The organism is Pyrobaculum ferrireducens, from assembly GCF_000234805.1.
Taxonomy (GTDB): domain Archaea; phylum Thermoproteota; class Thermoprotei; order Thermoproteales; family Thermoproteaceae; genus Pyrobaculum; species Pyrobaculum ferrireducens.
The window spans coordinates 1,713,058-1,736,574 of sequence record NC_016645.1 but is presented as its reverse complement, the minus strand read 5'-3'; the positions used below and the strand labels follow the sequence as shown (position 1 = coordinate 1,736,574).

The 23,517-nt window shown below is 59.9% G+C and carries 32 protein-coding genes and 1 tRNA gene; 15 read left to right on the top strand and 18 right to left on the bottom strand.

Features of this window, described 5'->3' with window-relative positions; all coding sequences use genetic code 11:
• Positions 1 to 27 precede the first annotated feature (27 nt).
• Together P186_RS09700 and P186_RS09695 are read right to left on the bottom strand one after the other, a co-directional pair.
• On the bottom strand, positions 28 to 999 hold the full coding sequence (locus P186_RS09700) for a TroA family protein (protein WP_148682947.1): 972 nt from the start codon (positions 997 to 999) through the stop codon (positions 28 to 30).
• Between the two features lie 185 nt (positions 1,000 to 1,184).
• The gene (locus P186_RS09695; RefSeq protein ID WP_148682946.1) at positions 1,185 to 2,174 is read right to left on the bottom strand and encodes a hypothetical protein; all 990 of its coding nucleotides are present in this window, start codon (positions 2,172 to 2,174) and stop codon (positions 1,185 to 1,187) included.
• Positions 2,175 to 2,444: 270 nt separating this feature from the next.
• Between P186_RS09695 and P186_RS09690 the strand changes: the two genes are divergently transcribed.
• The 5 genes from P186_RS09690 to P186_RS09670 all read left to right on the top strand — a co-directional run bounded on the left by P186_RS09690 (position 2,445) and on the right by P186_RS09670 (position 5,111).
• A tRNA-Ala gene (locus P186_RS09690) sits at positions 2,445 to 2,536 on the top strand.
• 348 nt (positions 2,537 to 2,884) lie between these two features.
• The gene (locus tag P186_RS09685; protein WP_148682945.1) at positions 2,885 to 3,271 is read left to right on the top strand and encodes a HEPN domain-containing protein; all 387 of its coding nucleotides are present in this window, start codon (positions 2,885 to 2,887) and stop codon (positions 3,269 to 3,271) included.
• On the top strand, positions 3,240 to 3,647 hold the full coding sequence (locus tag P186_RS09680) for a nucleotidyltransferase domain-containing protein (protein WP_014289302.1): 408 nt from the start codon (positions 3,240 to 3,242) through the stop codon (positions 3,645 to 3,647). Before P186_RS09685 ends, P186_RS09680 begins: the two co-directional genes overlap by 32 nt.
• A gap of 467 nt (positions 3,648 to 4,114) precedes the next feature.
• Complete coding sequence (locus tag P186_RS09675) at positions 4,115 to 4,627, top strand: NUDIX hydrolase (RefSeq protein WP_148682944.1); 513 nt, start codon at positions 4,115 to 4,117, stop codon at positions 4,625 to 4,627.
• 169 nt (positions 4,628 to 4,796) lie between these two features.
• Positions 4,797 to 5,111 (top strand): PaREP1 family protein, encoded by a 315-nt coding sequence (locus P186_RS09670; RefSeq protein ID WP_014289300.1) that lies wholly within the window; start codon positions 4,797 to 4,799, stop codon positions 5,109 to 5,111.
• On the opposite strand, the gene P186_RS09665 is transcribed toward P186_RS09670, so the two are convergent.
• Positions 5,095 to 6,405: an APC family permease gene (locus P186_RS09665; RefSeq protein WP_014289299.1), complete on the bottom strand. Its 1,311-nt coding sequence runs from the start codon at positions 6,403 to 6,405 to the stop codon at positions 5,095 to 5,097. The genes P186_RS09670 and P186_RS09665 overlap by 17 nt on opposite strands.
• A 372-nt stretch (positions 6,406 to 6,777) precedes the next feature.
• Here P186_RS09665 and P186_RS09660 point away from each other — a divergent pair, with 372 nt between their 5' ends.
• The 3 genes from P186_RS09660 to P186_RS09650 are packed head-to-tail and all read left to right on the top strand — an operon-like array spanning position 6,778 to position 7,695.
• Entirely contained in the window at positions 6,778 to 6,993 is a 216-nt protein-coding gene (locus P186_RS09660) for a hypothetical protein (protein WP_148683211.1), read from the top strand.
• Positions 6,983 to 7,498, top strand: coding sequence for a PIN domain-containing protein (locus tag P186_RS09655; RefSeq protein WP_014289296.1), 516 nt, complete (start codon positions 6,983 to 6,985; stop codon positions 7,496 to 7,498). Before P186_RS09660 ends, P186_RS09655 begins: the two co-directional genes overlap by 11 nt.
• Complete coding sequence (locus P186_RS09650) at positions 7,474 to 7,695, top strand: hypothetical protein (protein ID WP_014289295.1); 222 nt, start codon at positions 7,474 to 7,476, stop codon at positions 7,693 to 7,695. The genes P186_RS09655 and P186_RS09650 overlap by 25 nt, the downstream gene beginning before the upstream one ends.
• A gap of 1 nt (position 7,696) precedes the next feature.
• On the opposite strand, the gene P186_RS09645 is transcribed toward P186_RS09650, so the two are convergent.
• Together P186_RS09645 and P186_RS09640 are read right to left on the bottom strand one after the other, a co-directional pair.
• Entirely contained in the window at positions 7,697 to 8,047 is a 351-nt protein-coding gene (locus P186_RS09645) for a hypothetical protein (protein WP_014289294.1), read from the bottom strand.
• 59 nt (positions 8,048 to 8,106) lie between these two features.
• Entirely contained in the window at positions 8,107 to 9,456 is a 1,350-nt protein-coding gene (locus P186_RS09640; RefSeq protein ID WP_014289293.1) for a bifunctional hydroxymethylpyrimidine kinase/phosphomethylpyrimidine kinase, read from the bottom strand.
• An 86-nt stretch (positions 9,457 to 9,542) separates the two neighbouring features.
• On the opposite strand from P186_RS09640, the gene P186_RS09635 reads away from it, so the two are divergent.
• A complete protein-coding gene (locus tag P186_RS09635; RefSeq protein ID WP_014289292.1) occupies positions 9,543 to 9,875 on the top strand; it encodes a hypothetical protein in 333 nt (110 codons plus the stop codon).
• Here the strand turns inward: P186_RS09635 and P186_RS09630 are convergent.
• Genes P186_RS09630 through thiW form a run of 4 tightly spaced genes read right to left on the bottom strand, consistent with a single transcriptional unit; the run spans position 9,865 to position 12,541 of the window.
• A complete protein-coding gene (locus P186_RS09630) occupies positions 9,865 to 10,488 on the bottom strand; it encodes a hypothetical protein (protein WP_148682943.1) in 624 nt (207 codons plus the stop codon). The genes P186_RS09635 and P186_RS09630 overlap by 11 nt on opposite strands.
• Positions 10,460 to 11,575: an AAA family ATPase gene (locus P186_RS09625; RefSeq protein ID WP_237179396.1), complete on the bottom strand. Its 1,116-nt coding sequence runs from the start codon at positions 11,573 to 11,575 to the stop codon at positions 10,460 to 10,462. The genes P186_RS09630 and P186_RS09625 overlap by 29 nt, the downstream gene beginning before the upstream one ends.
• Positions 11,554 to 12,063: a hypothetical protein gene (locus P186_RS09620; protein WP_014289289.1), complete on the bottom strand. Its 510-nt coding sequence runs from the start codon at positions 12,061 to 12,063 to the stop codon at positions 11,554 to 11,556. The genes P186_RS09625 and P186_RS09620 overlap by 22 nt, the downstream gene beginning before the upstream one ends.
• Positions 12,050 to 12,541: an energy coupling factor transporter S component ThiW gene (gene thiW / locus P186_RS09615; protein WP_014289288.1), complete on the bottom strand. Its 492-nt coding sequence runs from the start codon at positions 12,539 to 12,541 to the stop codon at positions 12,050 to 12,052. Before thiW ends, P186_RS09620 begins: the two co-directional genes overlap by 14 nt.
• Positions 12,542 to 12,651: 110 nt before the next feature.
• Here thiW and cc1 point away from each other — a divergent pair, with 110 nt between their 5' ends.
• Together cc1 and P186_RS09610 are read left to right on the top strand one after the other, a co-directional pair.
• Positions 12,652 to 12,822, top strand: coding sequence for a DNA-binding protein CC1 (gene cc1, locus P186_RS14085; protein WP_014289287.1), 171 nt, complete (start codon positions 12,652 to 12,654; stop codon positions 12,820 to 12,822).
• 22 nt (positions 12,823 to 12,844) lie between these two features.
• The gene (locus P186_RS09610; RefSeq protein ID WP_014289286.1) at positions 12,845 to 13,141 is read left to right on the top strand and encodes a winged helix-turn-helix domain-containing protein; all 297 of its coding nucleotides are present in this window, start codon (positions 12,845 to 12,847) and stop codon (positions 13,139 to 13,141) included.
• Positions 13,142 to 13,348: 207 nt separating this feature from the next.
• Here P186_RS09610 and P186_RS09605 read toward each other — a convergent pair whose 3' ends face one another.
• Entirely contained in the window at positions 13,349 to 13,963 is a 615-nt protein-coding gene (locus tag P186_RS09605) for a molybdopterin-dependent oxidoreductase (protein ID WP_148682942.1), read from the bottom strand.
• A gap of 221 nt (positions 13,964 to 14,184) precedes the next feature.
• On the opposite strand from P186_RS09605, the gene P186_RS09600 reads away from it, so the two are divergent.
• The 3 genes from P186_RS09600 to P186_RS09590 all read left to right on the top strand — a co-directional run bounded on the left by P186_RS09600 (position 14,185) and on the right by P186_RS09590 (position 15,512).
• Positions 14,185 to 14,466 (top strand): DUF6364 family protein, encoded by a 282-nt coding sequence (locus P186_RS09600; RefSeq protein ID WP_014289284.1) that lies wholly within the window; start codon positions 14,185 to 14,187, stop codon positions 14,464 to 14,466.
• Complete coding sequence (locus P186_RS09595; protein ID WP_014289283.1) at positions 14,463 to 14,900, top strand: type II toxin-antitoxin system VapC family toxin; 438 nt, start codon at positions 14,463 to 14,465, stop codon at positions 14,898 to 14,900. Before P186_RS09600 ends, P186_RS09595 begins: the two co-directional genes overlap by 4 nt.
• A 63-nt stretch (positions 14,901 to 14,963) precedes the next feature.
• Positions 14,964 to 15,512, top strand: a complete 549-nt coding sequence (locus tag P186_RS09590) for a PaREP1 family protein (RefSeq protein ID WP_014289282.1) — start codon at positions 14,964 to 14,966, stop codon at positions 15,510 to 15,512.
• Positions 15,513 to 15,989: 477 nt separating this feature from the next.
• On the opposite strand, the gene P186_RS09585 is transcribed toward P186_RS09590, so the two are convergent.
• Entirely contained in the window at positions 15,990 to 16,976 is a 987-nt protein-coding gene (locus tag P186_RS09585) for a glycosyltransferase family 2 protein (protein ID WP_014289281.1), read from the bottom strand.
• 234 nt (positions 16,977 to 17,210) lie between these two features.
• Between P186_RS09585 and P186_RS09580 the strand changes: the two genes are divergently transcribed.
• Positions 17,211 to 17,987 carry a DUF1616 domain-containing protein gene (locus tag P186_RS09580; protein WP_014289280.1) on the top strand — a complete coding sequence of 259 codons (777 nt, stop codon included), beginning with the start codon at positions 17,211 to 17,213 and terminating at the stop codon, positions 17,985 to 17,987.
• Here the strand turns inward: P186_RS09580 and P186_RS09575 are convergent.
• From P186_RS09575 to P186_RS09545, 7 genes are read right to left on the bottom strand one after another with little or no spacing between them, the layout of a single operon-like run.
• The gene (locus tag P186_RS09575; RefSeq protein WP_148682940.1) at positions 17,980 to 19,170 is read right to left on the bottom strand and encodes a DUF58 domain-containing protein; all 1,191 of its coding nucleotides are present in this window, start codon (positions 19,168 to 19,170) and stop codon (positions 17,980 to 17,982) included. The two genes, P186_RS09580 and P186_RS09575, sit on opposite strands and share 8 nt — an antisense overlap.
• Positions 19,133 to 20,044: an AAA family ATPase gene (locus tag P186_RS09570; RefSeq protein ID WP_014289278.1), complete on the bottom strand. Its 912-nt coding sequence runs from the start codon at positions 20,042 to 20,044 to the stop codon at positions 19,133 to 19,135. Before P186_RS09570 ends, P186_RS09575 begins: the two co-directional genes overlap by 38 nt.
• A complete protein-coding gene (locus tag P186_RS09565; RefSeq protein WP_014289277.1) occupies positions 20,020 to 20,664 on the bottom strand; it encodes a hypothetical protein in 645 nt (214 codons plus the stop codon). Before P186_RS09565 ends, P186_RS09570 begins: the two co-directional genes overlap by 25 nt.
• The gene (locus P186_RS09560; protein WP_014289276.1) at positions 20,646 to 22,031 is read right to left on the bottom strand and encodes a hypothetical protein; all 1,386 of its coding nucleotides are present in this window, start codon (positions 22,029 to 22,031) and stop codon (positions 20,646 to 20,648) included. Before P186_RS09560 ends, P186_RS09565 begins: the two co-directional genes overlap by 19 nt.
• Positions 22,028 to 22,273 (bottom strand): hypothetical protein, encoded by a 246-nt coding sequence (locus P186_RS09555; protein WP_014289275.1) that lies wholly within the window; start codon positions 22,271 to 22,273, stop codon positions 22,028 to 22,030. Before P186_RS09555 ends, P186_RS09560 begins: the two co-directional genes overlap by 4 nt.
• A complete protein-coding gene (locus P186_RS09550) occupies positions 22,270 to 22,938 on the bottom strand; it encodes a hypothetical protein (protein WP_014289274.1) in 669 nt (222 codons plus the stop codon). The genes P186_RS09555 and P186_RS09550 overlap by 4 nt, the downstream gene beginning before the upstream one ends.
• Positions 22,923 to 23,498 carry a DUF1616 domain-containing protein gene (locus P186_RS09545; RefSeq protein ID WP_014289273.1) on the bottom strand — a complete coding sequence of 192 codons (576 nt, stop codon included), beginning with the start codon at positions 23,496 to 23,498 and terminating at the stop codon, positions 22,923 to 22,925. Before P186_RS09545 ends, P186_RS09550 begins: the two co-directional genes overlap by 16 nt.
• Between the last annotated feature and the right edge of the window lie 19 nt (positions 23,499 to 23,517).

The window sequence follows — 23,517 nt, the reverse complement described above, 5'->3', positions numbered from 1 at the left end:
CTTTAAAAATAAGACCCAGGCCAATGTCTACCTCCTTCTCTTGAGAACAATAGCGGCGGTAGACAGCACAACCACTGCTATGACCAGCGCAAAAAGCCATTCGTCTGCCTGCCCCGTCGCGTTGCTGAACGGCGCCGTGGCTGTGGATGTGCTCTGTCTAGATATCTCCGCGGCGACGTTTTCAAGCACCTTGACATACCCCTTGGAGAAGTCTGCCACGACGACGTGAGGCTGTAAACCAGCCTCCCTAGCCTTCTGGACAAACTGATCCACTATGCGCCGCGCCTCGCCTTCAACAACGACAGCCAGCACAGGCGCGCCCTGGCCAGCGTATTGAAGCGCCCTCTGCAAATCCCCGGGCGTGGGAGGCACCTCCGGCTCTTTTATAAACACGGCGATGTCCCTATACCCAAGCCAATAGAGCACGTACTCGGCGGCGGGCGTCAATGCAATGGCCCTCCCAGAAAACCTACAACAATATGTGGCATTCAGCATACTCAAGCGGCTCATGAAGTCCTCATTAGGTCTGAGACCCGTTGCCCTCGACACGGCGTCAACCAGCCTAAAAACATTTGGCGGAAACAACCCGTGGTCGTGTGAGTTGACCCCAGGGCCGTACGTGGTGAGCCTCCCGTCGTAGGTCAGATAAAGCTGGATTTTGGTAAGGTCGATTACGTTGGCCTTAATCTCGCCGTTTTTAGCCATTTCGGCGATCCTCAGCTCAAAAGGCGCATGCATAGACAACACCACTACATCACTTCTGTTTAAGCTACGGAGAAACTCCACGTCACCCGCCGTCAGCTGATACTCATGGGGGTCAGACACTCCCTTAGTAAGCAGAACCACATGAGCCTGTGGAAAAGCCTCCTCAAGCACTATGTTATACGCCGGAAAAGAAACGACGATAGTCACCGCGCTGGTGAAAGCAGACAGCACCAAGGCGATAAGCGTCACAGAAGCGGCGGCCGCCCGGAGCGCGGATACGGAACCCGAGGACATGACACAAACAATGATTTGAGTTTTTAAATGTTGTGCACGGCATCGATTAAGACAGTGTGGGAATATAGACGCTCCGTGCACGGCTTAGTTAATAACGCAGAAAAGGCAAGCCCCTCTTGACGTCGGTGAGCCCGTTGCCCACAACGGCGAGATGTTCTACACTGAAAGTACAGAAGTCGAGCCGCCTAAGCCTGCCCGCCGGCGGCCAGTCTGCGGGGCAACGAAGACAAGAGGCCCAGCAGGCCCACGGCGAGGAGCGCCCCGCCCACCAGAATCCACAGAGTAGCCACGCCGGCGGCCGTTGCGTACAGCCACAGCCGCGGAGCCCCGACCCTCCGCAACGCCGGCCACGTCAAGGCGAAGCCGGCCACAAGCGGCACGTACCACGACGCCACGTAAAACTCGTCAGACACAAACGAAGTGATAAACACCTCAAAATCGCCGAAAACCAGCCGCCTCACTAGGAGAAGCAGAGAAGCCGAGAGGAGGGTAGCCGCCGCGGCGAGGAAGACCCCGCGCCCCGCCGCCCCCCAGAGGGCAGAATAGAACAGGAAGACCCCCACGAGCGCCCCCAGGAGCAGGACGCTCTGCCCCACGGCTGTGGCAAAGACAGAGGCGAAGAAAGAGGCCATTAGCGCCAAACCCGCCGCCGCCCTCCCCGACCCGCCACCTCCATACGAGAAGTAGAGATAAGCGGCGTAGGCGAAGAACCCAGAGGCAAGCACAAGGTCGTACACCCAAGCCACCCCGAGCCAGCTATCCAAGGGATCCACCGAGGCCAATAGCAACGGGTTGCCCTCAAGAGGGTAAAAGGGCTTCATCTCCGGGTACAGCGGCATGTCCATAAAGACGTGTAGAGCCCACCCAGCGGCGCCACCCAGGGCGTACGCCCCCAGAGACTCCGCCCCCTCGAGCAGAAAGGCGTTGGACAAAGGCCGCAGAAAGCCTCTCGCCGCGTACAGCGCCAGCCCAGTCGCCGGCCCGAGCACAGCCGCCGCGGCAAACGTATGCGCCAGCCCGTGGAGAGGACCCGGCAAATCCAGAACCATCTTAGCCAAAGGCTCCACATCCACAAGAAAGGTCGACACGATGAGGAACGACAGCCAATTCACACGCCCCCTAAGCAATACGCCCACCAACAGAGAAGAAGCCAGATGATAAGTGGTAAACGGCATAAACAACACCACACCCATATATAAAAACACACCCCGAAGTCAAGGCGGCCGCCACGCCCGCCTAACGCCGCAAGCCACACAGCCAGCCCCCACACGCCATGAAGAGCTTTCACATTACTACTATCCGCCAGAATCCAGTACATCATGTAGCGGCCGTGCCGACAAACGACGTAGGAGAACGGGAAAAGCCCCCGCGGAACATGAACTAGCCTGGCCGCAGAATAAGTTGCCAGGAGAGAAAAGCTTAAAAACGTGTACTATATATGTAAAGGGCCGGTAGTCTAGCGGAAGGATGCCCGCCTCGCGCGGTGTTCCCCCGGGCACGCGGGAGATCCCGGGTTCGAATCCCGGCCGGTCCACCACTCTCCTATTCAGTTTCGAGTTGTACGCCTTATGCAGAGGCGTAGTGGTGTATATGCTGGGGCTTTGTGTACGTGCGCACCACCCGTTGCTAGACTTTCCGCGTCTGGCTTCCTGGGGAAATGTAGGCGCTGTATAATTGACTGGGGCGCCGGGGGTCCTCAGCGCGGTGTGTTAGGAAGCCTCCTCGCGGAGTTCTGCGTCGCCGTGTCTGCTCATAGTTTTTTGCCACTTAAGGGGTCTGCGGGAGGCGCCCGCTCCTGGGGTTGTTGCCCCCCGAAGGCGCCCCCGGCGGTTTCGGGGTTTGTTCTGGCTGGGTAAGTCTATATATCTGGTGTGTCGGGAGGTGTGTGAGTTACGAAGCTTGGGTGAGGAGGGCGTTGAGGTTTAGGGAGTATGCTGGGGAGGATTTGAGGAGTGGGAGGTACGACTCGGCGGCTTTTTTCGCCCAGCAGGCGGCTGAGTTTTTGCTTAAGGCCGTGTTGATCAGGGCCACCGGCTCCAGGCCCCTGTCTCACTCCATCTCCGAGCTTCTTAGCTACGTGGCTAAGGTCTTCGGGAGGTCCCTTCCTGAGGATGTTGTGAGGTGTGCGGAGAGTCTGGAGTCTCACTACGTGCAGGCTAGGTATCCGGACGCGCGGCTGAATGACTACAGGAGGTGGGAGGCGGAGGAGGCTGTTAAGTGTATGGAGGTGGTGTGGGGCTATGTTCGAGAGGTGGCTGGAGGCTTTGCGTGAGGTTTCGCGGGCTAGGGAGGAGGAGGCCCGCAGGCTTGTGGAGGAGCTCTGCAGGAGGGCGCTGGTGGTTGCGCTTTTCGGCTCCAGAGCCAGGGGTGACTACACGCCTCTCAGCGACTGGGATCTGCTGGCGATAGTGGAGCGAGGCGACTACCGGGTGGAGCACAGGGGGGTCGGACAGGTGGTGTGGCTCCCCCTCAACAAGCTGGATGAGGTGCTCGGGTGGTCGATGGTTGTCCTAGACGCGGTGGCTGATGGGAAGCCGCTGTGCGGCGACTCGTCCATCTTTGAGGAGGTGAAGAGGAGGGTTTCTAGATATGTGGAGGAGAGGGGGCTCACAAGGACGAGGAGCGGCTGGCTTCCCAGAGGGGTATGACGCGGAGAGCGGCGTGAGCGCGGAGGCCGCGTAGACGCCGTGATCACTCGGCAAACCCCGCCGTCTCCGCAACTCGGCGTTTTATTTGAGGAAAGGTTTAAACTTCGTGTGTTGCGTGGCTGTGGGTGACGATACCCAGGGCGCCGACGGATGGGGACGGTTTCTGGTCGCTGATTTCTAGGTAGGTTGGGGACATCCGGCTACGAGCCTTGGTTGGCGGCTGGGTGGCGCCGTATTGAAGGGTTAGTCGGCAGATTACGAGGGACGGCGCCGGGGGGCCGGTGCATTGGAACTGTCGCATGGCTGAGCGCCCTAGGGATAACGGAAAAAGGGGGGGGGGGATGTTGATAAAAAGGGGGCTGAGGGAGGAACGCCTTGGCTGTCTTTGCCCGTTTAGAGCCCGTCTGGGGGATGCTTGGCTTGTTTTGCGCCTAGCAGAGCTTATAAACGGGGTTTGTGGTTGCGGCGTGGATGAGGTGATCTACAGGGCGAGGAAGTTTACGCTGGTGAAGAGGGCGAGGGAGGTGGGAGGCCGCGTGGTGTGGGGGGAGTACCTGGTCCACCCAGGTGCGGTGGGGGTCCTTGCGGTGGTAGATGGGAAGGCGGTGTTGGTGAGGCAGTTTAGGCCGGCGCTTAGGAGCTGGACCTTGGAGATACCCGCCGGCACGCTTGACGGTGGGGAGAGCCCCGAGGAGGCGGCGGTTAGGGAGATGGTTGAGGAGACTGGCTACCGGCCGGTGAGGCTTGTCCCCCTGCTGGAGTTCTACCCGAGCCCGGGCCTCAGCGACGAGCTAATTAGGCTCTACTTCACCGACGCCTTGGAGTACGTGGGGGTGGGGGAGAGGGACCCCGGAGAGGTGGATATGGAGGTTGTCTTCAAGACGCCGGGGGAGGTGCTCCGCATGATTGAGAGCGGCGAGGTGAGGGACAGCAAGACGATAATAGCGTTTCTCGCGGCGCGGGCCAGGGGCCTCCTGTAGCCATGGAGGCGCTGTTGAGGGAGGCTAAGGCGAGGGGGATAGATGTGGAGTATGTTATCACTAGGGACGCTGGCTACACTTCTGAGTCTTGACCCTTCGGAAGAGGGGAGGATCCATTTAGAGATGACCTTTAAGTATTTATGAAGAGGGCAAGGCGCAGAGCGATCCGGTGCAGGCCTCTGAGAAGCTGTACAAGGCTGTGGAGGAGGCTGTGAAGGCGGCGGCTGTCGTTTTAGGGTTGCCAGAGGCCGGGGAGGCGGCGAGGGCGGGGAGGTGGGAGGCGAGGATCTTTTTCTCAGCTGTGAGAAAGCTGGCTGGGGCACTGGGGGAGGAGTTTAGGCTGGCTTTTGCAGAGGGCTGGTTTCTGCACGTGAAGGGGTTCCACGAGGCGCGGCTTACGCTGGAGGACGTGGCCGACCGCGTGCCTTACATCGAGCGGGGTTTGAGGAAAGTGTCGGAGCTTGTGGCTAGGGGCGGCTCCTAGCGGCTGTCTTTCTGTAGTAGTACAGCACGGCGCCTGCGGCTATCCAGAGGCCCCACGCCCATAGGTAGGGGTACTTCTCTATCAGGGTCAGGGCGATGCCGATGGGTATCAGCGCTATGGCCATCCACACGGAGAGGGGGACTCCGGCGATGAGGGGTGTGCTGAAGGCGCCGTGTAGCGTCCCGCTTCTCGAGGCCTTGGCCAGGGCGAGGGCTACTAGTAGGTAGTTAATGAGGGAACCCAAGGCGTATATTGCGAGTATAATCTTTATCTCCCCTACGTATATTAGTAGGAGGGAGGCGGTAAATGCAACTGTAAGGGATATGTGGGGGGTTCTAAACCTTTTGTGAAGTCTCCAGAAGTGTGGGGGCAGGTGGCCCTCGTCTGCTAAAATGTAGGTCAGCCGGGAGAAGGCGATGTAGCCTGTAAGAGCCGCTGTGAGCATGACGGCGATGATATTAGCCGCGACGAGGTAGTACAAAACTGGGTGCATCTTTTCTGCGAGCAGAACCGGCGCTATGGCGGGGTCCGTCAAGTCATGAGGCGTCAGCGCCGACATGATAGAGGCCATGAGGCCTAGGGCGCCCAGCGCGCCGATGGTTATCAAAAGCACAGTAGCCTTGGGCACTTGTACAAGCGGCTCCCGAGCCTCTCCTGCCAGTTGCCCGAGGGCGTCTAGTCCGGTAAAGCCTCTGGAGAGGAGGGAAAAGGCCAAGAAGAGGTTTGCGGCCTCCACGCCCCCCCAGTTGAAAAAGGGGGGCGCCGAGGGCCTCGTGGCGAGGGCTGTTACTATGAGAGAAAACATGAGGGTGAGATCCATAACAGCGACCGCCTTACCCCACGAGGCTGATTCCCTAATCCCCAGGAGAGCTAAGAGGAAGAGCACGCCAGAGAAGACGAGGGCTAATAAGACTTCAAACGCCCCGGTGGCGCCGTGGAGAAGCTTCAGCACCGCCTTAGCCGCGTCTATCGTTCCGTAGGCGATCATCACCACTTGATCAAAGGCGAGCAACCATGTTGAGAGGTAGGCAACGGCGGCGCCGAAGGAGTACTTGACGTATAAATAGGACCCGCCAGTCTCAGGAAAGCGGGAGCCCATCTCTCCGTAAGTGAGCGCTATGGCCGCCATAAGCACAACGCCATACACAGTCCCTACAAATCCCCAAAGCCCGGCCGCCAGCGCCACGTATCCAGCGAGGAAGTAGAAGGTGCTCTGCACGTCAGCATGCACCAAGGCGTATATGTCAAAGACGCCGAGCCTCCTCCTCAGCCACTGACGCGACAGCTCCCCCACGGCGTGCCACTTTTAAATATTTTTAATTTTATGCTGGCTGTGGCGATTACCTCTTCTAGACACTGTTAAGATGGGCTAAATAAAGCCAAGCTCCGGCAACCCCATGTAAAGCCGCCAGCCGCTCCTCCTAATTCAGAAAGAACCAGAGATTAGGTAGGGAGAAGCGCCTGATGTGATCTGCGGCTAAAATCCCGCCTCAGCTAATTTATAAGCAGTACGTTTATATGGGTCTGTAGAGGCCCCCGCATCCTCCGGAGCGCTCGGAGGGCAGGCCGGGGCGCGCCAGCCGCATCTCATTATATACGTAAAGCCACGAGCAACGTGGCTGAAGAGACAAAGCTTATAAGGCGGCGCGCCTTTCAATACGTGGAGATTGAGGAGATCCTCGCCCGCGAGGCGGAGGCCCGGGAGATGAGGAGGAGGGAGGCTAATTGGGACTTTATAAACAGCTTGCCTCCCCGGCTTAGGGCGGCGCTGGTATACTACATCGAGACCGGGGATTTATACGTGGCGTCGAGAATAGCTGGGATGAAGATGGAGGAGTTTAACGAGCTGAGGATTAGGGCAAACATCCCCCATGTCAACTAACGCCATCGCCGATGCCTCCTTCCTCATCGATTGGGCAAGATTTGGAAAGAGAGATTTATTATTTGACGTGTTTGAGGTTGTTTGGGTGCCGGAGCCTGTGCTCGCCGAGTTGCACTCAGAGGGGACGGTGATGTGGGTGTCTGAAAACATGGCGCGGGGGAGAATTGCGCTGTTTCCGGAGTTGCCGAATTACAGAGAGGAGGCGCTTCGTCTAATGGAGCTGAGCGGCCGGTACCCAGTGAGGCGGCTCGACTACCCAGAGGCTTACTGCATCGCCGTGGCCAGCGACAGAGGCTATGTTGTGCTGTCGGAGAACGGCGCCGCCTACGCGTCGCAACACCTCTACGCGAGGGCTAGGGTTTGGAGGGCGCTTGAGGTTTTGGGAGAGCTGGCGAGGCGGGGCCTCGTGGGTAGGGACGACTTCCTCCTTTACGAACTGGAGACAAGACATAAATTTCCGCGAAGAGATCTAGAGAGGATATGGCGCTACCTGCCTGGTACGTAGAGCGTGAGGAGGAGGCCCGGGAGATGAGGAGGAGAGAGGCCAATTGGAACTTTATAAACGGCCTGCCGCCGAGGGTCAGAGCGGCCGTCGTTCTCTTCATTGAGACAGGCGATCTGCGGCTTTCGCAGAGGCTCTCGGGGCTGGGGCTGGAGGAGTTTATAGAGGTGTTGAGAGAGGCCGGGGTGTGGATTCCGTGAGCTACCTCACCACCACGGTCCCTTCGAGGTGTAGCGGCCAGCTGATCTCTATCGCATATATCCCGGGCTCAACCGCGCTGGCGTTGCAGAGAAATCTGGCGTATCTAAACCCGCCGTAGATAGAGTGGCGGGTGCACTCCACTGTATACACCAAGCTCCCGTTTTTTAGATTTCGGAGGGTCGCGCTGACCCTGTCTGCGAAAAGGACGTTGCTGGCGCTCACCTCCAGCACCAGGATTTTGTCGTAGCTGTCGGCATATTTAATGGCGGAGGGAGCCGCCCAATTGATTAGATAAACCAAGCCGGCGAGGGCAACCGCGGCTACAATGGCGATTGCAACCGCACGCCACATGTTAGTCAATCAACAGTCGAGGATTTAAAGCTGTGGCGTGGGTGTGCTGAGCGGCGCTGTCAGGACAGGATCTTCAGCACCTTTTCAACCACCTCCGCCGGCGTCTTCCCCACGACGGTGATCTGCGGCTCCTTGCCCCAGTCACCCAAGTCGACAATCAAGTCGGGGGCTACCCCTCCTGTCTGCCTCAGCGCCTCTTCCACAACCCACTGCATGGTGCCTCCCTCCCTCTTCTTCACCTCCTCCGGCTCCCGCCTTCTGTCCACCACCGCTATCTTGAAGCCAAGGGCCTTGGCCCTCTCCACAAGCTCCGGATCGTAGCGGATGTTCATCGCCGACCTGGCGCGGGGGTCGCGCGACGCGAGGGCCAGGATTTTTCTGGCTACGTGGCTACTGGCTCCGAATGTGGGCGGCCCGGAGGGCCTCGCCTCGCCCATGTAATTCACAATGCGTCCAGGCACCGCCGCCACGTCCCCCGTGTCCCGGGCGTAGCGCGGGTCGATTACGTAGCCGAGGTTGCTCTGCACCTCGGGGATGGCCTTGGCCAGCCTCTCCGCGTTGCGCCTCACCAGCTTAAGCGCGGCCTCCAGCTCCTCCACAGCTCTCCACCTCTCCGCGGGTATCTCCACCCAGGCGGTGGGGTTGACCGCCCAGTGGCCCTTGCCCCTGGCCACTCCGTATTTAATAGCGGTGTAGATAAACTGCTTCGCCGTCTTGACAGCCTCCAGGGGGTCAAGCCCCTTCGCCAGCCCCGCCGCGATGGCCGCGGAGTAGGCGCAGCCGGTGCCGTGGGTCGCCCTGGAGTCCAGCCTGGGGGTGGAGAACTTGTGCACTGCGCCTCTGTAGTACACCACGTCCACCGCCTCCCCGCCAGGGAGGTGGCCGCCCTTCACAATAACCACCTCAGTCCCGTACTCCCTATGGATGTACTCCGCCGCCCTCTCGGCGTCCCTCTCCGAGGCTATGGACATGCCGGTGAGCCTCTCCGCCTCGGGCCTGTTGGGAGTCGCCACCTTAGCCACCGGCAACAGCCTTTTCTTCAACACGTCGACCGCGTCGTCTGATATCAGCGGCGCGCCGGACTTGGCCACCATCACCGGGTCCACCACCAGGGGGAAGCCCAGCTTCTCCACGGTGGCCGCCACCTCCTCAATTATCTCCCCCGTCCCCAGCATACCGGTTTTGCCGGCGTCTATCCCCATGTCGTCCCACACGGCGAGTATCTGGGCCCTAACCATAGCCGGGCTGAGGCACTGCACCTCCCTAACCTCGTAGGTGTTCTGCGCCGTTACGCACGTCAGCGCCGTCGCGCCGTGGACGCCCATCGCGGCGAAGGTCTTGACATCGGCGTGGATCCCCGCCCCCCCGCCGGAGTCAAGCCCGGCAATTGTTATAGCAACCCTCCACATAAAAACTCAATTACATACCAATTAATAACTTTTGCCCAACCCGGCTGGGAAGCACAATTTTTAAAAATAGCAAACCCGCCGTTTTAATGGTTAAAATAGCCGTTGTGGTGCTGTCAGACGATGAGAAGTTTGACATAGCTCTTATGTTTACCTACCGCTCCTATCTAAACAAGAGATTCGACGACATAAAGATGCTCTTCTTCGGGCCCAGCCAGAGGAGGCTAGCTAAGCTCGATGGGGAGAACGCCAAGATTTTAAGCGAACTGTTAGCCACGGGCGTCGTGGACTCTGCATGTGTCAGATATGCAGAGAGCTGGGGCCTCGCCGACGAGCTCACAAAGAGGGGCATAAGACTAGCCTCTTTTGGAGAAAGGCTCAGCAGACTGCTCGGCGAGGGGTACACACCCCTCACATTTTAACAGCTTCGGCCAACGCGAAGGCCCACCTCCCCGAAACCCAGTGTATAACAATGGCGACGGCTGTCGCCAACGCGATTAAAACGTCTAGCTTTGTAAACAGCGGCGGCTTTTCAGAGAGGCATCTAAAATTGCGTTGCCCCAGTTGAACGGCTAGGTACTCGGCGTACTCCATGGAGTAGATAACCAGCGGGAGTCCGCTTTTCAGAATAGCCACGACGCCGCCAATGCCCTTTGCCCTCTGCGCCGCCGTGAAGGCCCTAACCTCTCTCGACAGGACGTCCGCCGCCCTGAGCGAAATTACGAGTATGTAGGCGGAGGCCCCCCTCGCGCCGAGCTTCTCCAAAAACCACGCCACCTCCCCAGGCTCCAGCAGGCGGAAGAAAAGCCCCAGCGCCAGGAGGTTTTTAAAAAGGACGAGGGAGGCCGCCGCCGCGTCGCTGGCGGGGGCCGACAATAGAGAAAAGAGGAAAAACATGGCGGCGAACACACCCACCGTCTTCAAAACCTCCCGCCTCAGAAGAGACAGGGGTACAAGCACCGCTAGGGAGGAGACGTCTAGCAACGGGTACATCAGCAGGAGGAGCTTACCCAAGCCTGATCTTGTACTCCCCATACCTCTCCGCAAATACGGGGTCGTGTGTGGCGAACACCACGGTGCCTCCGTAGGCGGAGATGAGCTCTCCAACAGCCTCGGCGTAGCGCCTGTCCACCCCCGCCGTGGGCTCGTCTAGTAGCAACAGGCGGGGCCTCCTCCACAGCTCCCACAGCACAGCCAGAAGCCGGGCCTCGCCGTAGGATAGGCGCAGGGGGCTGTCCCCCGGGCCGAGCCCCAGCCACTCCAGAACCTCCCTAGGCGCCTTTGATAGATCCACCTCGCCGAAGTAGAGGTAGGGGTTCTGCGGCACGAAGCCCGCCGGCCTGCACCCCCGGACGCCTGCCTTCTTCACCACCCCCGCCAGGGCGTAGAGGGTGTGGGTCTTGCCGGACCCCACGGGGCCCGTCAACGCGATTTTTGACCCAGGGGGGTAGGGCCTCCCCCCGAGCTCCACCCCGCAACCCTCCCCCCTAGGCGCCGCCGGGAGCTTGAAGCTACGGCGAGTGAAGTAGGGCCCGTAGCCCCGCCTCGACGCCTCTATAAGCAGATCCTCGAGCCCCAGCTCCTCCACCCCCCCGTCCACCAGGTAGAAGCGGTCTGCGTCTAGGAAAAACTCCAGTCTGTGCTCCGCTACGAGCACGCCGAGGCCCCTGTCCCTCAGCCTTTTGATTGCCTCGGCCACCTCCAGCGCAGAGGCCGGGTCGAGGAATGCGAGAGGCTCGTCCAGCACCACAGCCGACGCGCCGGACTCCAGAGCGAGCCTGACGGCAAACAGCTGTCGCTGCCCCGGCGACATCTTGGCTATCTCCCGCCTCTCCGCCGGCCGACACGCCACGGACCTCGCCTCCTCGTCTGTGTAGGCAAATAGGAGGTTGAAATCCACGTCTTGGAATATGAAGTAGGGCCTCTTGAGGCGGACCTCCCCGCTGTACCTATAGATGCCGGCCAAGGCCTTCACGATACTAGACTTCCCCCCTCCAGTCGGACCGTAGAGAACAGCCAGCTCCCCAGGCCCCACACTAAAACTTGCGCATTTAACCACCAGCTCCCCTCCGGCGTACACCGTGAGGCAGCGGGCCTCTATCACAGCCGGAACACGTCGCACATCTTCATCAACTCTTCAACAGCGCGGCGCTCGCGCTCAGAGATGCCAGACCCCTTGTCCCTCAGCGCGGAGCCGTAGTACGCAGTGGCGATAAACACGTCCGCCGAGTCAATCGCCTCCTCCACCAGCGCCGGGTCGCCGGCGTGGAGGTATATGGTCAGGTCGTTGACGGCCAGCACCGGCGTGGGGCTCGCCAAGAACTGCCTAATGAGCGCCGCCGCCCTCTCCGCGTTTTCCCTCGCCAGGGCCAGCTCCTCCCCCTCGTCCCTCCCCTCCAGACGCGGAGCTCGGAAGACGTCCGTCAAGTACCTAACCCCCGCCACGTCCATGTACCTAGTAAGCTTCGCCCCCACCCCCATCTTCTCAGGCGCGAAGTCCAGGATAGTGACAGAGATGCCGAGGGCCGCCAGCGCCTTCAACATCTTGGCCAGCAACAGAGTCTTCCCCCTCCCAACGTCCCCCACGATTAACAGCCTATAGACGGCCAAGCCTCCTCAACGCAGAGGCGACTGCGAAGGCCGCCACGCTGCCGGAGAAGGTAGACGCCGCCCACCCAGCCAGCAGAGGTATAAAGCCCGCGGCGAACCTCTCGCCGACGCCCAGAAGCGGCGCCACGACATACGCCGCCATGGGGAACCCCAGCCCGAGGGTGCCAAGGGGCTCGAAAAGCGGTGCGTAGTGCGCCTTCCCAAAGCGCCTAAGGACGGCCCCCGCTAGCCATACAACAAAAGCCCCCGGAAGACTGCCGGGGAAGGCAAACAACGTCCCCAAGCCAAGCATATTCCTCAGCGCTGAGATTAGAAAGGCGACCACCAGCGCCCAGGGGCCTACAAGCACCCCAGCCAGCCCGTTTACAAAGTGCTGGCCTGGAAAAGCCCTTGTGGGACCCACGGGGAAGCTAAGCGGGGCCAGCGCCAGCCCCAGCCCGGTGAAAACAGCCACATAAGCAAGTTTTCTAATACGCATAAATAAATGGTTGACTACACCTAATAAACTTTCCCGAAGGACGACAAGTTTTCTTCATAAAATCCTTTAAAATAAACAACGGTTTTTTAAAAGGATACGCGCCGGAAGGCATGTCGAAACAAAAACTAAAATTCTACGACATAAAAGCAAAAAAGGCGTTCGAAACAGACAAGTACGAGGTTATTGAGAAGAATACAGCCCGCGGCCCAATGATGTTCGCAGTGGCCACGTCCCCCTACACCAACATAAAAGTCTACAGACTCCTAGGAAAGAAGAAATAAAAAACACCCCCCTTTTCCCACTGTGATTGACCGGGTTTTGGGATCCCCCACCAAGATCAAGATTATACTCACCCTTCTGCAACACGGCGAGATGAACCTAACTGAGCTGGTGAAGAGGGTGGGGACAACCCAACGCACCACCATAGAGCAACTAAATCAGCTAATCCGTTACGGAGTGGTGGAGGTGAGACAAATAGGACGCATGAAGCTGTACAGACTAGCCAAAAACGAGGCGGTGATCAAGACAGCCGAGGCCCTGGCAAAACTCGACAAGTGGCTAGCCCAGATATCACCTCACACAGCCCTTAGCAGTGAGTAGGGAATCAACTCCATAGTGGTTGAGCCACGTCAAAAGCATGATTGAAACTCGGCGCGGCCCTGGCACACCGATCACAGCCAGCTCAGCCAACGCGACTGCGTCCACGTCGGCGGCGTCCATACCTAGCGCCCGGATCGTGGATAGTCGTCGCGCTGATTCCACCCCCAGCCCCCAGCTGTCACCAGCGGCTGGGGCTGGCGGGGCGGGTCACAGCGAGACGCGCCGCCCTCTCATCTGAGGTCGCCCGAAGTCAAACCTCTCCTCCCGCCACGGGTCGCCGTTGACGGAGTAGCCCACTGCCTCCCAGTACCCCGGCACCGCCTCCTCAAGCACCTCTAAGGTGCCGAAGTACTTCACGCTTTTCCACGCGTAGCGCGTCGGCACCACCAGCCGCGCCGGCGCCCCGTGCTTCCTCGGCAGGGGCTCCCCGTTCATCGCCCAGGCGATGACCGACCCCTCCTCCATCAAAGCCTCCAGCGGGAGAGTAGCGCTGTAGCCGTCCACCCCCCAGGCGAGGGCGAACCGGCCGAAGGGGCGCGCCTCCTCCAGCAAGACTTTGGTCTGCACCCCCCTCCAGACAACTCTCTCCACAGACCAGCCTGTGACGCAGTGGAAAGGCGCCACGACGTCCACACAGGGATACTTAGCCGCCAGCTCCCTCAATGGAATCTCCAGAGGCCTCTCCACTAACCCCACCACCCTGATTACGTGCTGGTCAAAAGAAACCTCCGGCGGGTCAAACACGTCGTACACCACAAAGCGGTGCGCCCTCACCTGGTTAGGCGGCCACGGCAAATCCAGCCTCACCTCCCTACACTCCACAACACAAAGCCGAATCACCCATAAAAACATCACCACAACGGGGGCGCCGCGGCGCAGACTAATTGGCCGGACTCGCCGCCAGCCGCGGGGCGGCGGGTCAAAAGATGTCCAGCTTAAGCCCCAAGACTCGGTGCTGGCTAGAGACATGGCTGTTATCAGACGCCCTTCCAGCAACGCGGCGGCTGGTCACCTCGAAAAGTTTATATATTACGTATATACGTATGTACGTGAAGAAGTTAACTTTGTCTATACGGGAGGATTTAGCCGAGAGAGCCAAGGCTAGATCGCGGAGGCTGGGATCTCTGAGCAGGGTCGTCGAGGATTTCTTGGAGTCTATAGACGGCGAGGGGCTGGCGGACGCCCTGTGCAGAGAGCTGGGGCTTGACTGCGCCGAGCCCCTAACCACCCCGGGAGAAATCGCGGCGCGGAGGCCCAGAGCCCTCGGGCCCCCAGTTGCCACCCTCGTCGCTGAGATGCGGAGGGAGCGCGCCGGGCGTCTGTGATATACCTAGACACAAGCGCGTTAGTGAAGCGCTACGTCGAGGAGCCGGGGAGCGCCGAGGTAGATAAGCTCTTCGAATCGGCGTACAGAGGCTCAGCCGTCATGTCCACATCTATCTACAACATAGGCGAGGCGGCTTCGGCGATAGATAAAAAGGCGAGACGCGGCGAGCTGACGCGCGGCGCCGAGGCGGCGGTGTCGTTGATGCTTAGGGAGCTCAAGACGCTCACGCGGCTGGGCAACTTCGCGCTTGTCCCTCTCGGCGGCGCGGTGATGCGCAGATCCATAACGCTGGCGTTGAGGCATCACCTCTATTTCGCCGACGCCCTCCAGATAGCCAGTTGCCTATATGTCAAATGCGGCGCCTTCTACACAGCCGACGCAGAGCTGGCCAGAGCCGCCGAGAGGGAAGGGCTGAAAACAGTAGAAGTATAACAATACAAACAACGATACAAGAGGCGCCTCACGCGTCCACACAGAAGATTTTAAACCTGCCGCATGTACGTGGATGTGGAGGTTCTTGAAAGGCCTCTCCCTAAGCCCTCCGCTGAGGACTACGTCTCGGCGCGTCTTCTAGAGGCTTTGGTGGAGGCTGGGCTGGCTCTTGAGTACCTAAAGCGGGGCCTTGTGAGAAACGCCGCCGGCAAAGCCTTCCAGGCATGGAAAGCGCTGATGGCGGCACTCCTCAGGCTCGAGCTGGACAGGCTTAAGGAAGTCGCCAAAAGTGACGAGGAGAGGCGCTGGCTGGAGACAACCGCCGTGCCTAGAGTGCCGACGAACCGTATGAAGGCGCTGTCTCATCTACTTGTTGGGGTTGGGTATAAGGATTTTTCTGCGTGGACTTCTGTAGCGCTGAGCCTCCACGAGTACCAGTATCACGGTCCTGATCCCGACATGGCGTGGTCGAAATACCGCACGAGAGATGAGGCGGCGAGGGACGTGGTCTTACTATTGAGAGAGCTTGGGGAGAGGGTCGAGGCGATAAAGGACAGAGTGAGGTGGAGCCCAGAACTTGAAAAAACGCTCCAGACGCTAAGAAGGAGGTAGCCTAAAGTCGTGAAGGCGTTAACCAACAGACCACGCACCGTGCTGAGGTACGGCTGAGGTAGTTACGCGGCGCACGCCGCCGAGCAGAGGCGCCTTGCGTCTCGCCTACCTCCGGCGTGCGGCTAGGCGCCGCGAGCTAGGTCTTTGCTTCTAAATATTTCCGTTTCTAGCTGACTCAGCGGTAACTCCACGGGTCGTGGCAATGGGGGAATTAACCACATGCGCGCGGCTTTTGGTACATCTTATCAATCTCCAAGAGGATGCGACATCGCCGCTGAATACGCCTGACATGATTTCGACGAAAGTGCTGAACGCGGTCTTTACAACTTATTGATAGATGCAACGTGGCGCATACTTTCAACGTGGAAATTCTCTCAACTCAGCAGTAAATACGTGGAAGACAACGACACATGTGTCGCTAGTGGAGTAGCCATGCGCCTCGCCTCAAGGCCGCACAGGCGCCCAATCCCACCGCTATCAGCCTGGCGAGCCTTGTTGATTAGGAGCCACCTGCTCCGGGGTTGTTAGACGGTTGCGGGCCGGCGGATGGGCGACGTACCGCTTCACGGATCTCAGAATTCTAATCTCCATCCTCTTTAGGTAAAGGGCGAGGACGGCCATCGTAGCAGAGGCGATCCCGCCCGCAGTCATGGCCACGGCTATGATACCCCAGACGTAGTGCTTCACGCCTAGAAAAATCCACTTGTAAGCCACCCAGCTTGCGATGAGGATACCGGGAATAGTCAACAAAGCCGCTACGGCAAAAATATAGAATGTGGGGTTGTAGCGGAGAGCCAGGCGAAGCATATCGACAGCTATCAACAGCCCGTGTCTCACCTTCAGCTTCTTCTTCCCAACCCGCCTCCTGTACTCAATAGGCACCTCACAAATCTCCCCGCCCGTCGACGCCACATGCGCCGCTATCTCCGACTCTATGCCGAACCCCCTCGAGGCTCTCTCCAGCCCCTCGAGGGCCTCTCTCCTCACCGCATACATGCCGCTCAGCACATCGGTGAGCCTCGTGCCAAAGGTGAGGTTAAAGAGAGAGGTGAGCAACCGGTTGCCCAGGCGGTATACCGCCCTCTGGGCCCCTCTCTCAGTGCGGGCCCTGGCGCCTATAACCTCGTCACAACGCCCCAGCAACTGAAGCAACTGGGGGACGTACCTGGCCGGGTAGGTATAGTCTGCATCCATAATCACCAGGTGAGGGACCTCCGTGACTTTTATCGCAGTTCTCACCGCATCGGCCTTGCCCCTCCCCTCCTGCAGAATACACCTCACGCCGCGTTTCACAGCCTCCTCACATGTCCCATCCTTAGAGCCGCCGTCTATCACAATAATCTTCTCAGGGGGCACCCCCACTGAAAACAACTCATCCAGCGTCTTAGCCAGCCCCTCCCTCTCGTCCAGAGTCGGGAGGACAACAACGTAGTCAAGCCCCCACTCCGCCTCAGAAGCCCCCATACCCTACCCCATGGGCTCATTATATATCCATTACCACTATAACGTTGTTCCCTTAAAGTGACAGCGTCCCACACTCTCCACCTCTCACTACAATCAGATCCCAGCGCCCCTACGCTCCCTAGCCTTCGCCAGTCACCCCCTTGCATAGGTTTGTGCGGAGATTAGCTATTGGCTTGAGTTGTCGTAAGTGAAGGGCAACCACAAGAGTTTATAACTGGTCTCTTTCCCCAGCTGGTGGATTTGCTGGAGGCGTATAGAGCTATTGTAGACGCCGCAAGGGCTGGGGCCGACGTTAGACCCCTAGCCGAGATGTTCAACAAGGCGCTGGCCGGCGGATCCCTAGAGCCTGGGTTCGGCGAGCTGGCGGCTAGGCTGGCGGCTGAGGCCCGGTGGGAGTCTCTCGTGTCGACGGCTCTCGCGCTCGCGGCGCTGGCCGCGGCCGCGGCTGGGCTCCTCCTCCTATACCGCCGGAGGAGGGAGGTCATCGGATTCCTCTGGCTGTTGGTATGGAGGCGGGGCCTCCTCAAGCATGGCGGGGGGAGGCCGCGTACCCTCCTATTCGACGAGGAGGTTTCGGCCGTGGCGGCGGCGGTGGTCGTAGTCGGGGTGGCCCTCGCCGTTGCTCTACTGCTGAGGCCGGCTGTGGCGGAGCCTTTCTCCGCCCTAGGCTTGCTGGGGCCAGAGGGGAGGATCGGGGGGTACCCCACCAACATCTCGGCGGGGGTGCCCGTAAGGCTGTTTATCTATGTACACAACCACGAGGGGGAGCCCAGGTGGTACGTGGTTTATATAAAGATCGCGGGGGCCGGCGGCGAGCCTCCTCTGCCGTCGCCCCCCGTGTTGAGGATAGAGAGGCTTCTTCTCCACAACGAGTCGTGGGTGCAGCCGTTTTCTGTCTCATTCAACTCAACAGGGAGGCAGAGGCTTGTGGCGGAGCTCTGGGCTGTGTATCCCAACGGGACGCTGGCCTACACCGGCAGGTTCGTCCAGCTGTGGGTAAATGTCAAATAGCGAGGCAGACCGCCCCCCTCCTGCAGAGGGGTTTTACAAAAGCCGCCTCGCCTATCACCATGTCTGCCGGCGGTAGTTCAGCCTTTGGCAGGGCATTTGCGTAGTCCAGCGCCGCCGCGGCTTCGACGTGGAGAACTTCGGCGAGCGACACAAGCCTCTCCACAGCTTCTCTATACGTCCTCCGCTCAGCCACGATTCTTTCGCCGCCTCGTCGGGTTACTGCATATATCTCAACGTGATCTGACCGGGCCAGGGCTGTTGCCACGGCGGAGGCCGCCGCCTCCAGCACTCTGTCAAGAGCCTTGGGGGACGTGGCGTATAGCAGTACAGCAATTTTCAAGCCGCCCGCGGCGCGCCCCTCCAAAAGCTTAACAACAGGCTTCTGTATCTTCGCCATCTTCTTCCAGTGCAGACGCCTAAGGGGATCCCCCGGCACGTATTCCCTAGCCCCCGCCACCTCCTCTACAGCCCCGGCGATTATCTTCTCGCCTAGCTCCACCGCGCGTCGGTACCTAGGCGCCACGTATATCGGGGGGTGCCTCACCGCTTTCCTAAACCGGACGGTCCGCGTGGGGTTTGCATACACCACCTGAACCTCCGGCGTGTAGAGCCCCGCGGCGTCGAACCTCGTCTTAACCTCCACCTCGACCTCGCCATCCAGCGCCTCCACCTCCCTCCCGTCGGGGAGGCGGACAACCGCAGGCGCGCCGGTGGCAATCTTCAGCCTATATGAAAGAGGAGCCCCGGCCACCGCCTCGATTTTGGGGGGCCCCTCCACCCTCGGCTGCGTCTTGGCGTATTTAGCAAAGTACCACGCCGCCTCGGCGAGGGTGTAGACAAGGGCTGGGAGGAGTTGCGGCTTGAGTAAGGCGGCGGCCGTGAAAATAACGGCGTGGCCCCTCCAGCTCATATAGTTATCCGCAACCTTAGCCCAGTGGAGCAGTGGTATCAGAGCAACCGCCAGGGCAAGCGCCTTAGGGGGAGGCAATAGGGATGCCACTGCGTAGTGAAGCAACACAGCCGGGGTGTGGAATCTCCGCAACAAGGTGTTTTCCAAAGCCAGCAACAAAACCGCGGCCGCGGCGGCTGGGAACTCTGGCCAGGCGATGGCTAGATAGGCGAGGGGGGCCGCCCGCCTAGCCGCCTCATATACGGGTTGGAGGCTCCACCTCCCGGAGGGCATCCTCCACAATCCTTACCGGCTCGACGTCGGAGTACTCGGGCTTTGTAATAATTCTGTGGGCCAGCGCGGGGACCGCGGCTTTCTTCACGTCGTCTGGTATTACGTAGTTTCTGCCGTCCAGCACCGCGATAGCTCTGGCGAGGCGGTACAGGGCAATGGGAGCCCTGGTGGAAAGGGGCACCGCCACCCGCTCGTCCCTCCTCACCGCATCCACTAGTTTAATTATGTAGTCAACTACGTCGTCGGCTACGTATACCTTCCCCATGTCGAATGTCAGGGGGGTTGTCGCCTGGGGCTTCCCGTCTAGCTGGTCTAAGTAGTCGGCCATTTTTACAACCTCCTTCTCCCTAGCAGGGTCGACGTAATCTACGTGTAGAGACGCGGTGAATCTATCTAGCAACGCCAGGGGTAGGGGGGCGGTGGCGCCGGTGGCTATCTCCGTCACGTTCATGGTGGCAACCACCATGTGGGGGGTGGGGAGCCTCAGCGTCGCCCCCTCGATAGTGACGGTCCGTTCCTGCATCGGCTCTATGAGGGCTGAGAGCGTCCTAGGGGGTCCCCTATTTATCTCGTCTATTAGCACCACGTTGTTGAAAATAGGCCCCTTGACAATTCTTATCTCGCCTTGGACGTAGACCCCGTATCCAAGGATGTCCGAGGGCAACGTCTCGTTAGTCATCTGCACCCGTGCAAAGGAGCCCCCAACCGCCCTCGCCAGGGCCTTGGCGAGAGTTGTCTTGCCGCCCCCAACGGGGCCGAGGAGGAGTAGATGGCCTCCGGCGATTAGAGTAGCCACAGCGATCTCGATTGTAGATATGTTGCCGAAGAAGTATTTACTTACCGTCTTTACTAGCTCTCGCGGCGACGAGGCCACGTCCGCCACGTTTTTAACAAATATAAACTTATTGCTGTAATAAGCATGGGCGCCAGCCATTTCCCGATTGCCCGCGCGGCTTCGTGGAATGTATGGGATAGGTCGCCGCCAGCCACCACTACCTTCACGGGTCTGCGGCACACCTCCTGTATAAATTTGAGATTGCGGTCAACCGCTCTGTTTGTGAAGAGACTGGCGTGGTAAATGTAGATAGTTCTGTTGCCCACAGCCACGGCGAGGCCAAGCGCGTATGGTCCTCTAGACGTGTCGGCAAAACTCGTGGGGCTTGTGGAGACAACCACCAGCCCAGGGCCCCTCAGGGGAGTGGCGTTTGGCGCGATTACAGCATACTGCCCCACACTCGCCAGAGGGATGTAGGGATCGCCGGCGTTGGTCAGCGGATCCACTATTTTAGAGGTGCTGGCGGTCACGTTGAGCCCAGGCACCGAGGCTCCCGGCGCAATTATAAAAACATCGGCGTCTTCCTCCACGCGGCACATCTCTACGGCTTTAGACAGTCCGTCTGGCCCTGTGTTGTAGGGGCTAAACGGCGTCGTAGAGGGGGTTAGGTATAGCAGTAGCAGTACGAGGGCGGCCGTAGCTATAGCCGCTCTGTACATACCCACGCTTCCCTAATCTCAACCGCGCTGGGGGAGTAGGGCGAATATGCCGCCTTCTCCGCTATATACACGACGCGCCAGAGGCAGGTAGGATCTTTGGCATACGGCTCCACACTACTGGCGTATTCCCTATAGGTCATTTTTCTACTGTACCAAAGCCCCGACCTCTCGCCGAGTTTGTAAAAAGCCCGGGCTAAGACGGCCAGCGCCTCCTCCTCCACCACGTTGCGAGGGCTCCTCGGTGCCGCCTCCACCACCTCTCTAACCAGGTTAGTGGCCCTCTGCAACCGGCCTTGGACAAACTTCATCGCCAGCAACACGGCGGCGATCACTGCGGATATCTGCAACGGGTTAACCACAAACACATAGGCGGAGGCTGTGGCGGAGGCGTACGGCGGCGACGGCATTGACACGGCCCTTATGACAGCCCACCCCGTTGGTGTGTCTAGAGGTATAGCGCCTTTTAGCGGCTTGTCGCCGAGATACACCGAGATATTCACCGCAGGCACCACCTTAACAGCAAACTGCGGGGGAAATCCAGCCACCTCCACCCCAGCCGCCGATAGAGAAATGACTGGACTTTCGGCAATTATGTCCACAGTCCGTCTAGCTGTCGCCGGCCCCAGCCTCCCCTTACCCGGTACATATACGGTTAGGTTGTAGGTCCCCGGCGTGAGGTTGCCGGTTGGGATTATCACAGAGGCAGATCCCTGTGCCTTGAGGCTTAATAGAATACTTGTAGTGGCGTTGCCCAGGACTATGTTTATCCTCCTTTCAGCTGGCGGGTCAAGTGTGATGTTCAGAGCCAGCGGCGCTCCCCAGAGCACCTGACTCGGCGCCGAGATAGCGATGGTTGTGGCGTGGTACAATACAGAGAGGTGCGCCGACGCCATGGACGGCATGTAGGGAGATCCGGGGAGTGGGAGGTACACCGCCGTGACGTTCACACGAGGCCTATATACGGAGATCGCCACAGTTGCGTTGTAGCGGCCTCTGCTGTCCGTTACCGTCACAGCCGCGGGGACGCCGTCTACCAACACGGCGACGGTCTGCCCAGCCAGCGGCTTCCCACGTGACGTGAGCACGCCCGTAACCAATACGCGGTCGCCAGCCCAGATAGATGAGGCGTTTATCGATATCGTTATCGCGGTGGGCTGAGGCTTCGGAGGAGCCCTCAGCGTGAGATTTACGCCGAGTTCAGACATGTAGCGCACAGCCTCTTCCAAAAGAGCTGGGTCTGACTTCACAAGCTCCGCCAGCTTCTCTATGTCTACGGGTGCAACTAATTTAGGCGGCGATGGCTTGTAGATTGACAAGGCTGTGAGCAGAACCGCCACTGCGGCCGCCGCGGCCAGCCTCCACCTCATAGCTTCAGAATAGAGAGAATCCTCAACGCGGCGAAGTAGGCAAAGGCGGCCAACAAGACGGCGCCGATAACTGTATACAACAGCCCCAGCGGCCTTGGGAGCGGTCTGAGGAAGGGCGCCACCGCCCAGTATATGAGGGCGTATATAGACACCACCACGTCCACCGTCGATACGCCGAGGTGTATGAAGAAGGCGGAGGCCAACCCGGCGAGCGTCGCCATTGCGATATAGGGAAGCCTCATCTCAACACAACCACAAGCCTCCTCCCCACCCGCCTCTCCTCCACAACCTCCAAGGGGCGGCCGAGCACCTCGGCGGCGACGGCGGCGGTCACCGACGCCACCACCCCCCCAAGCGCGCTTCTCACCACAAGCCTCTCGTAGAGCTCCGGCGCAGAAACGCCGGAGTACTCCACCACATACTCCCCGCCGCGCTCCGCCACCGACACGGAGCGGGCGAGGCCGAGGGCGTTCACTACGCACGTCCTCAACGCCTCGCCCAGATCCCCCGGGAGTTCTCCGCACAGCTCAAGCGCCTTGCCGCCGGGCGTCGCCAGCACAAGCGCGGGGCCGCCTGGGGTCTTGAAGGTCAAGGCGCCTCTAGGCACCTCTAGAGGCGGTCCCTGGGCCACCACCGCAACCGGCCTGCCCGCAACGGCGGACGGTACGTAGTACGCCTTCGGGGGGAGGCCCATGGCTTGTATAAGAGCGGCTGTGTTCTCCCACCCAGCCTCCGCCAGCTTCGCCACCACCCTCTCCCTAGCCGCGGGCTCCCAAGACGCCAAGACGCCGACTGTCAACGCGGCGAGGCCCAGAGCCACCAGCGGCGTGAGGTTGGGCTGGAGTAGGCCGAGGAGCGTGGCGGCGGCTCCTATCAAGGCGAGGGAGGGCCCTACCTCGTCCCGCATACAGCCCCCAAAGCCTCAAACCTGTAGCGCCTATACGTGGCGTAGATGGCGAGCGCCAGAGTCAAGACTGCGAGGCTGGCCGTCACCGGCGCCAGCCGGATGCCGAAGGGGGTGTAGTTGAGTAGAAGCCCCACCAGCGGGACAACTGCAAGGCTTAAGCCAATGGAGAGGGCCAGGCGCTCAAGCGGAGACAGCTCGTCCCCCCGGGGGTACAGAGCCTCCACCAGCACGTACCCCGGCAGAAACAGCACGAAGAAGGCGCCTAAGACGTACCGCAGGTAGACCAGCGGCGGGCTCTGAGCTAGAAACACCAGCGCCACCACGGCGGCTGTGATCGCCGTTATTAGCCAAAGCCACGCCCCCCCGGGCCCAAGGATGTATGCAAGGAAGTTGTCGGCCCCCGACTCTACAGCCAGCCTCCCGGCCTTCACCTGCAACATGAGTTCATACGCCGCCTCGTATTTAGACTTGCCAGTCCTCTTGGCCACCTCCTCCACAGCCTCCTCCACAGTGGAGCATTGCTTAACCAGCTGTAAAACGTCCACAACGGCGCAAGACATATTAAATATAAAACTTGCC

Excerpts from the sequence above, each read along its gene's own strand:
- P186_RS09650 (WP_014289295.1), top strand. The coding sequence starts at position 7,474 with ATGGCGCTACCTGCCTGGTACGTAGAGCGTGAGGAGGAGGCCCGGGAG.
- cc1 (WP_014289287.1), top strand. The coding sequence starts at position 12,652 with ATGTCGAAACAAAAACTAAAATTCTACGACATAAAAGCAAAAAAGGCG.
- P186_RS09545 (WP_014289273.1), bottom strand. The coding sequence starts at position 23,498 with ATGTCTTGCGCCGTTGTGGACGTTTTACAGCTGGTTAAGCAATGCTCC.
- P186_RS09630 (WP_148682943.1), bottom strand. The coding sequence starts at position 10,488 with ATGGGGAGTACAAGATCAGGCTTGGGTAAGCTCCTCCTGCTGATGTAC.
- P186_RS09700 (WP_148682947.1), bottom strand. The coding sequence starts at position 999 with ATGTCCTCGGGTTCCGTATCCGCGCTCCGGGCGGCCGCCGCTTCTGTG.
- P186_RS09550 (WP_014289274.1), bottom strand. The coding sequence starts at position 22,938 with ATGCGGGACGAGGTAGGGCCCTCCCTCGCCTTGATAGGAGCCGCCGCC.
- P186_RS09590 (WP_014289282.1), top strand. The coding sequence starts at position 14,964 with ATGTACGTGGATGTGGAGGTTCTTGAAAGGCCTCTCCCTAAGCCCTCC.
- P186_RS09560 (WP_014289276.1), bottom strand. The coding sequence starts at position 22,031 with ATGAGGTGGAGGCTGGCCGCGGCGGCCGCAGTGGCGGTTCTGCTCACA.
- P186_RS09575 (WP_148682940.1), bottom strand. The coding sequence starts at position 19,170 with ATGCCCTCCGGGAGGTGGAGCCTCCAACCCGTATATGAGGCGGCTAGG.
- P186_RS09600 (WP_014289284.1), top strand. The coding sequence starts at position 14,185 with ATGTACGTGAAGAAGTTAACTTTGTCTATACGGGAGGATTTAGCCGAG.
- P186_RS09655 (WP_014289296.1), top strand. The coding sequence starts at position 6,983 with ATGTCAACTAACGCCATCGCCGATGCCTCCTTCCTCATCGATTGGGCA.
- P186_RS09645 (WP_014289294.1), bottom strand. The coding sequence starts at position 8,047 with ATGTGGCGTGCGGTTGCAATCGCCATTGTAGCCGCGGTTGCCCTCGCC.
- thiW (WP_014289288.1), bottom strand. The coding sequence starts at position 12,541 with ATGCGTATTAGAAAACTTGCTTATGTGGCTGTTTTCACCGGGCTGGGG.
- P186_RS09635 (WP_014289292.1), top strand. The coding sequence starts at position 9,543 with ATGGTTAAAATAGCCGTTGTGGTGCTGTCAGACGATGAGAAGTTTGAC.
- P186_RS09585 (WP_014289281.1), bottom strand. The coding sequence starts at position 16,976 with ATGGGGGCTTCTGAGGCGGAGTGGGGGCTTGACTACGTTGTTGTCCTC.
- P186_RS09695 (WP_148682946.1), bottom strand. The coding sequence starts at position 2,174 with ATGCCGTTTACCACTTATCATCTGGCTTCTTCTCTGTTGGTGGGCGTA.
- P186_RS09565 (WP_014289277.1), bottom strand. The coding sequence starts at position 20,664 with ATGTACAGAGCGGCTATAGCTACGGCCGCCCTCGTACTGCTACTGCTA.
- P186_RS09640 (WP_014289293.1), bottom strand. The coding sequence starts at position 9,456 with ATGTGGAGGGTTGCTATAACAATTGCCGGGCTTGACTCCGGCGGGGGG.
- P186_RS09555 (WP_014289275.1), bottom strand. The coding sequence starts at position 22,273 with ATGAGGCTTCCCTATATCGCAATGGCGACGCTCGCCGGGTTGGCCTCC.
- P186_RS09680 (WP_014289302.1), top strand. The coding sequence starts at position 3,240 with ATGTTCGAGAGGTGGCTGGAGGCTTTGCGTGAGGTTTCGCGGGCTAGG.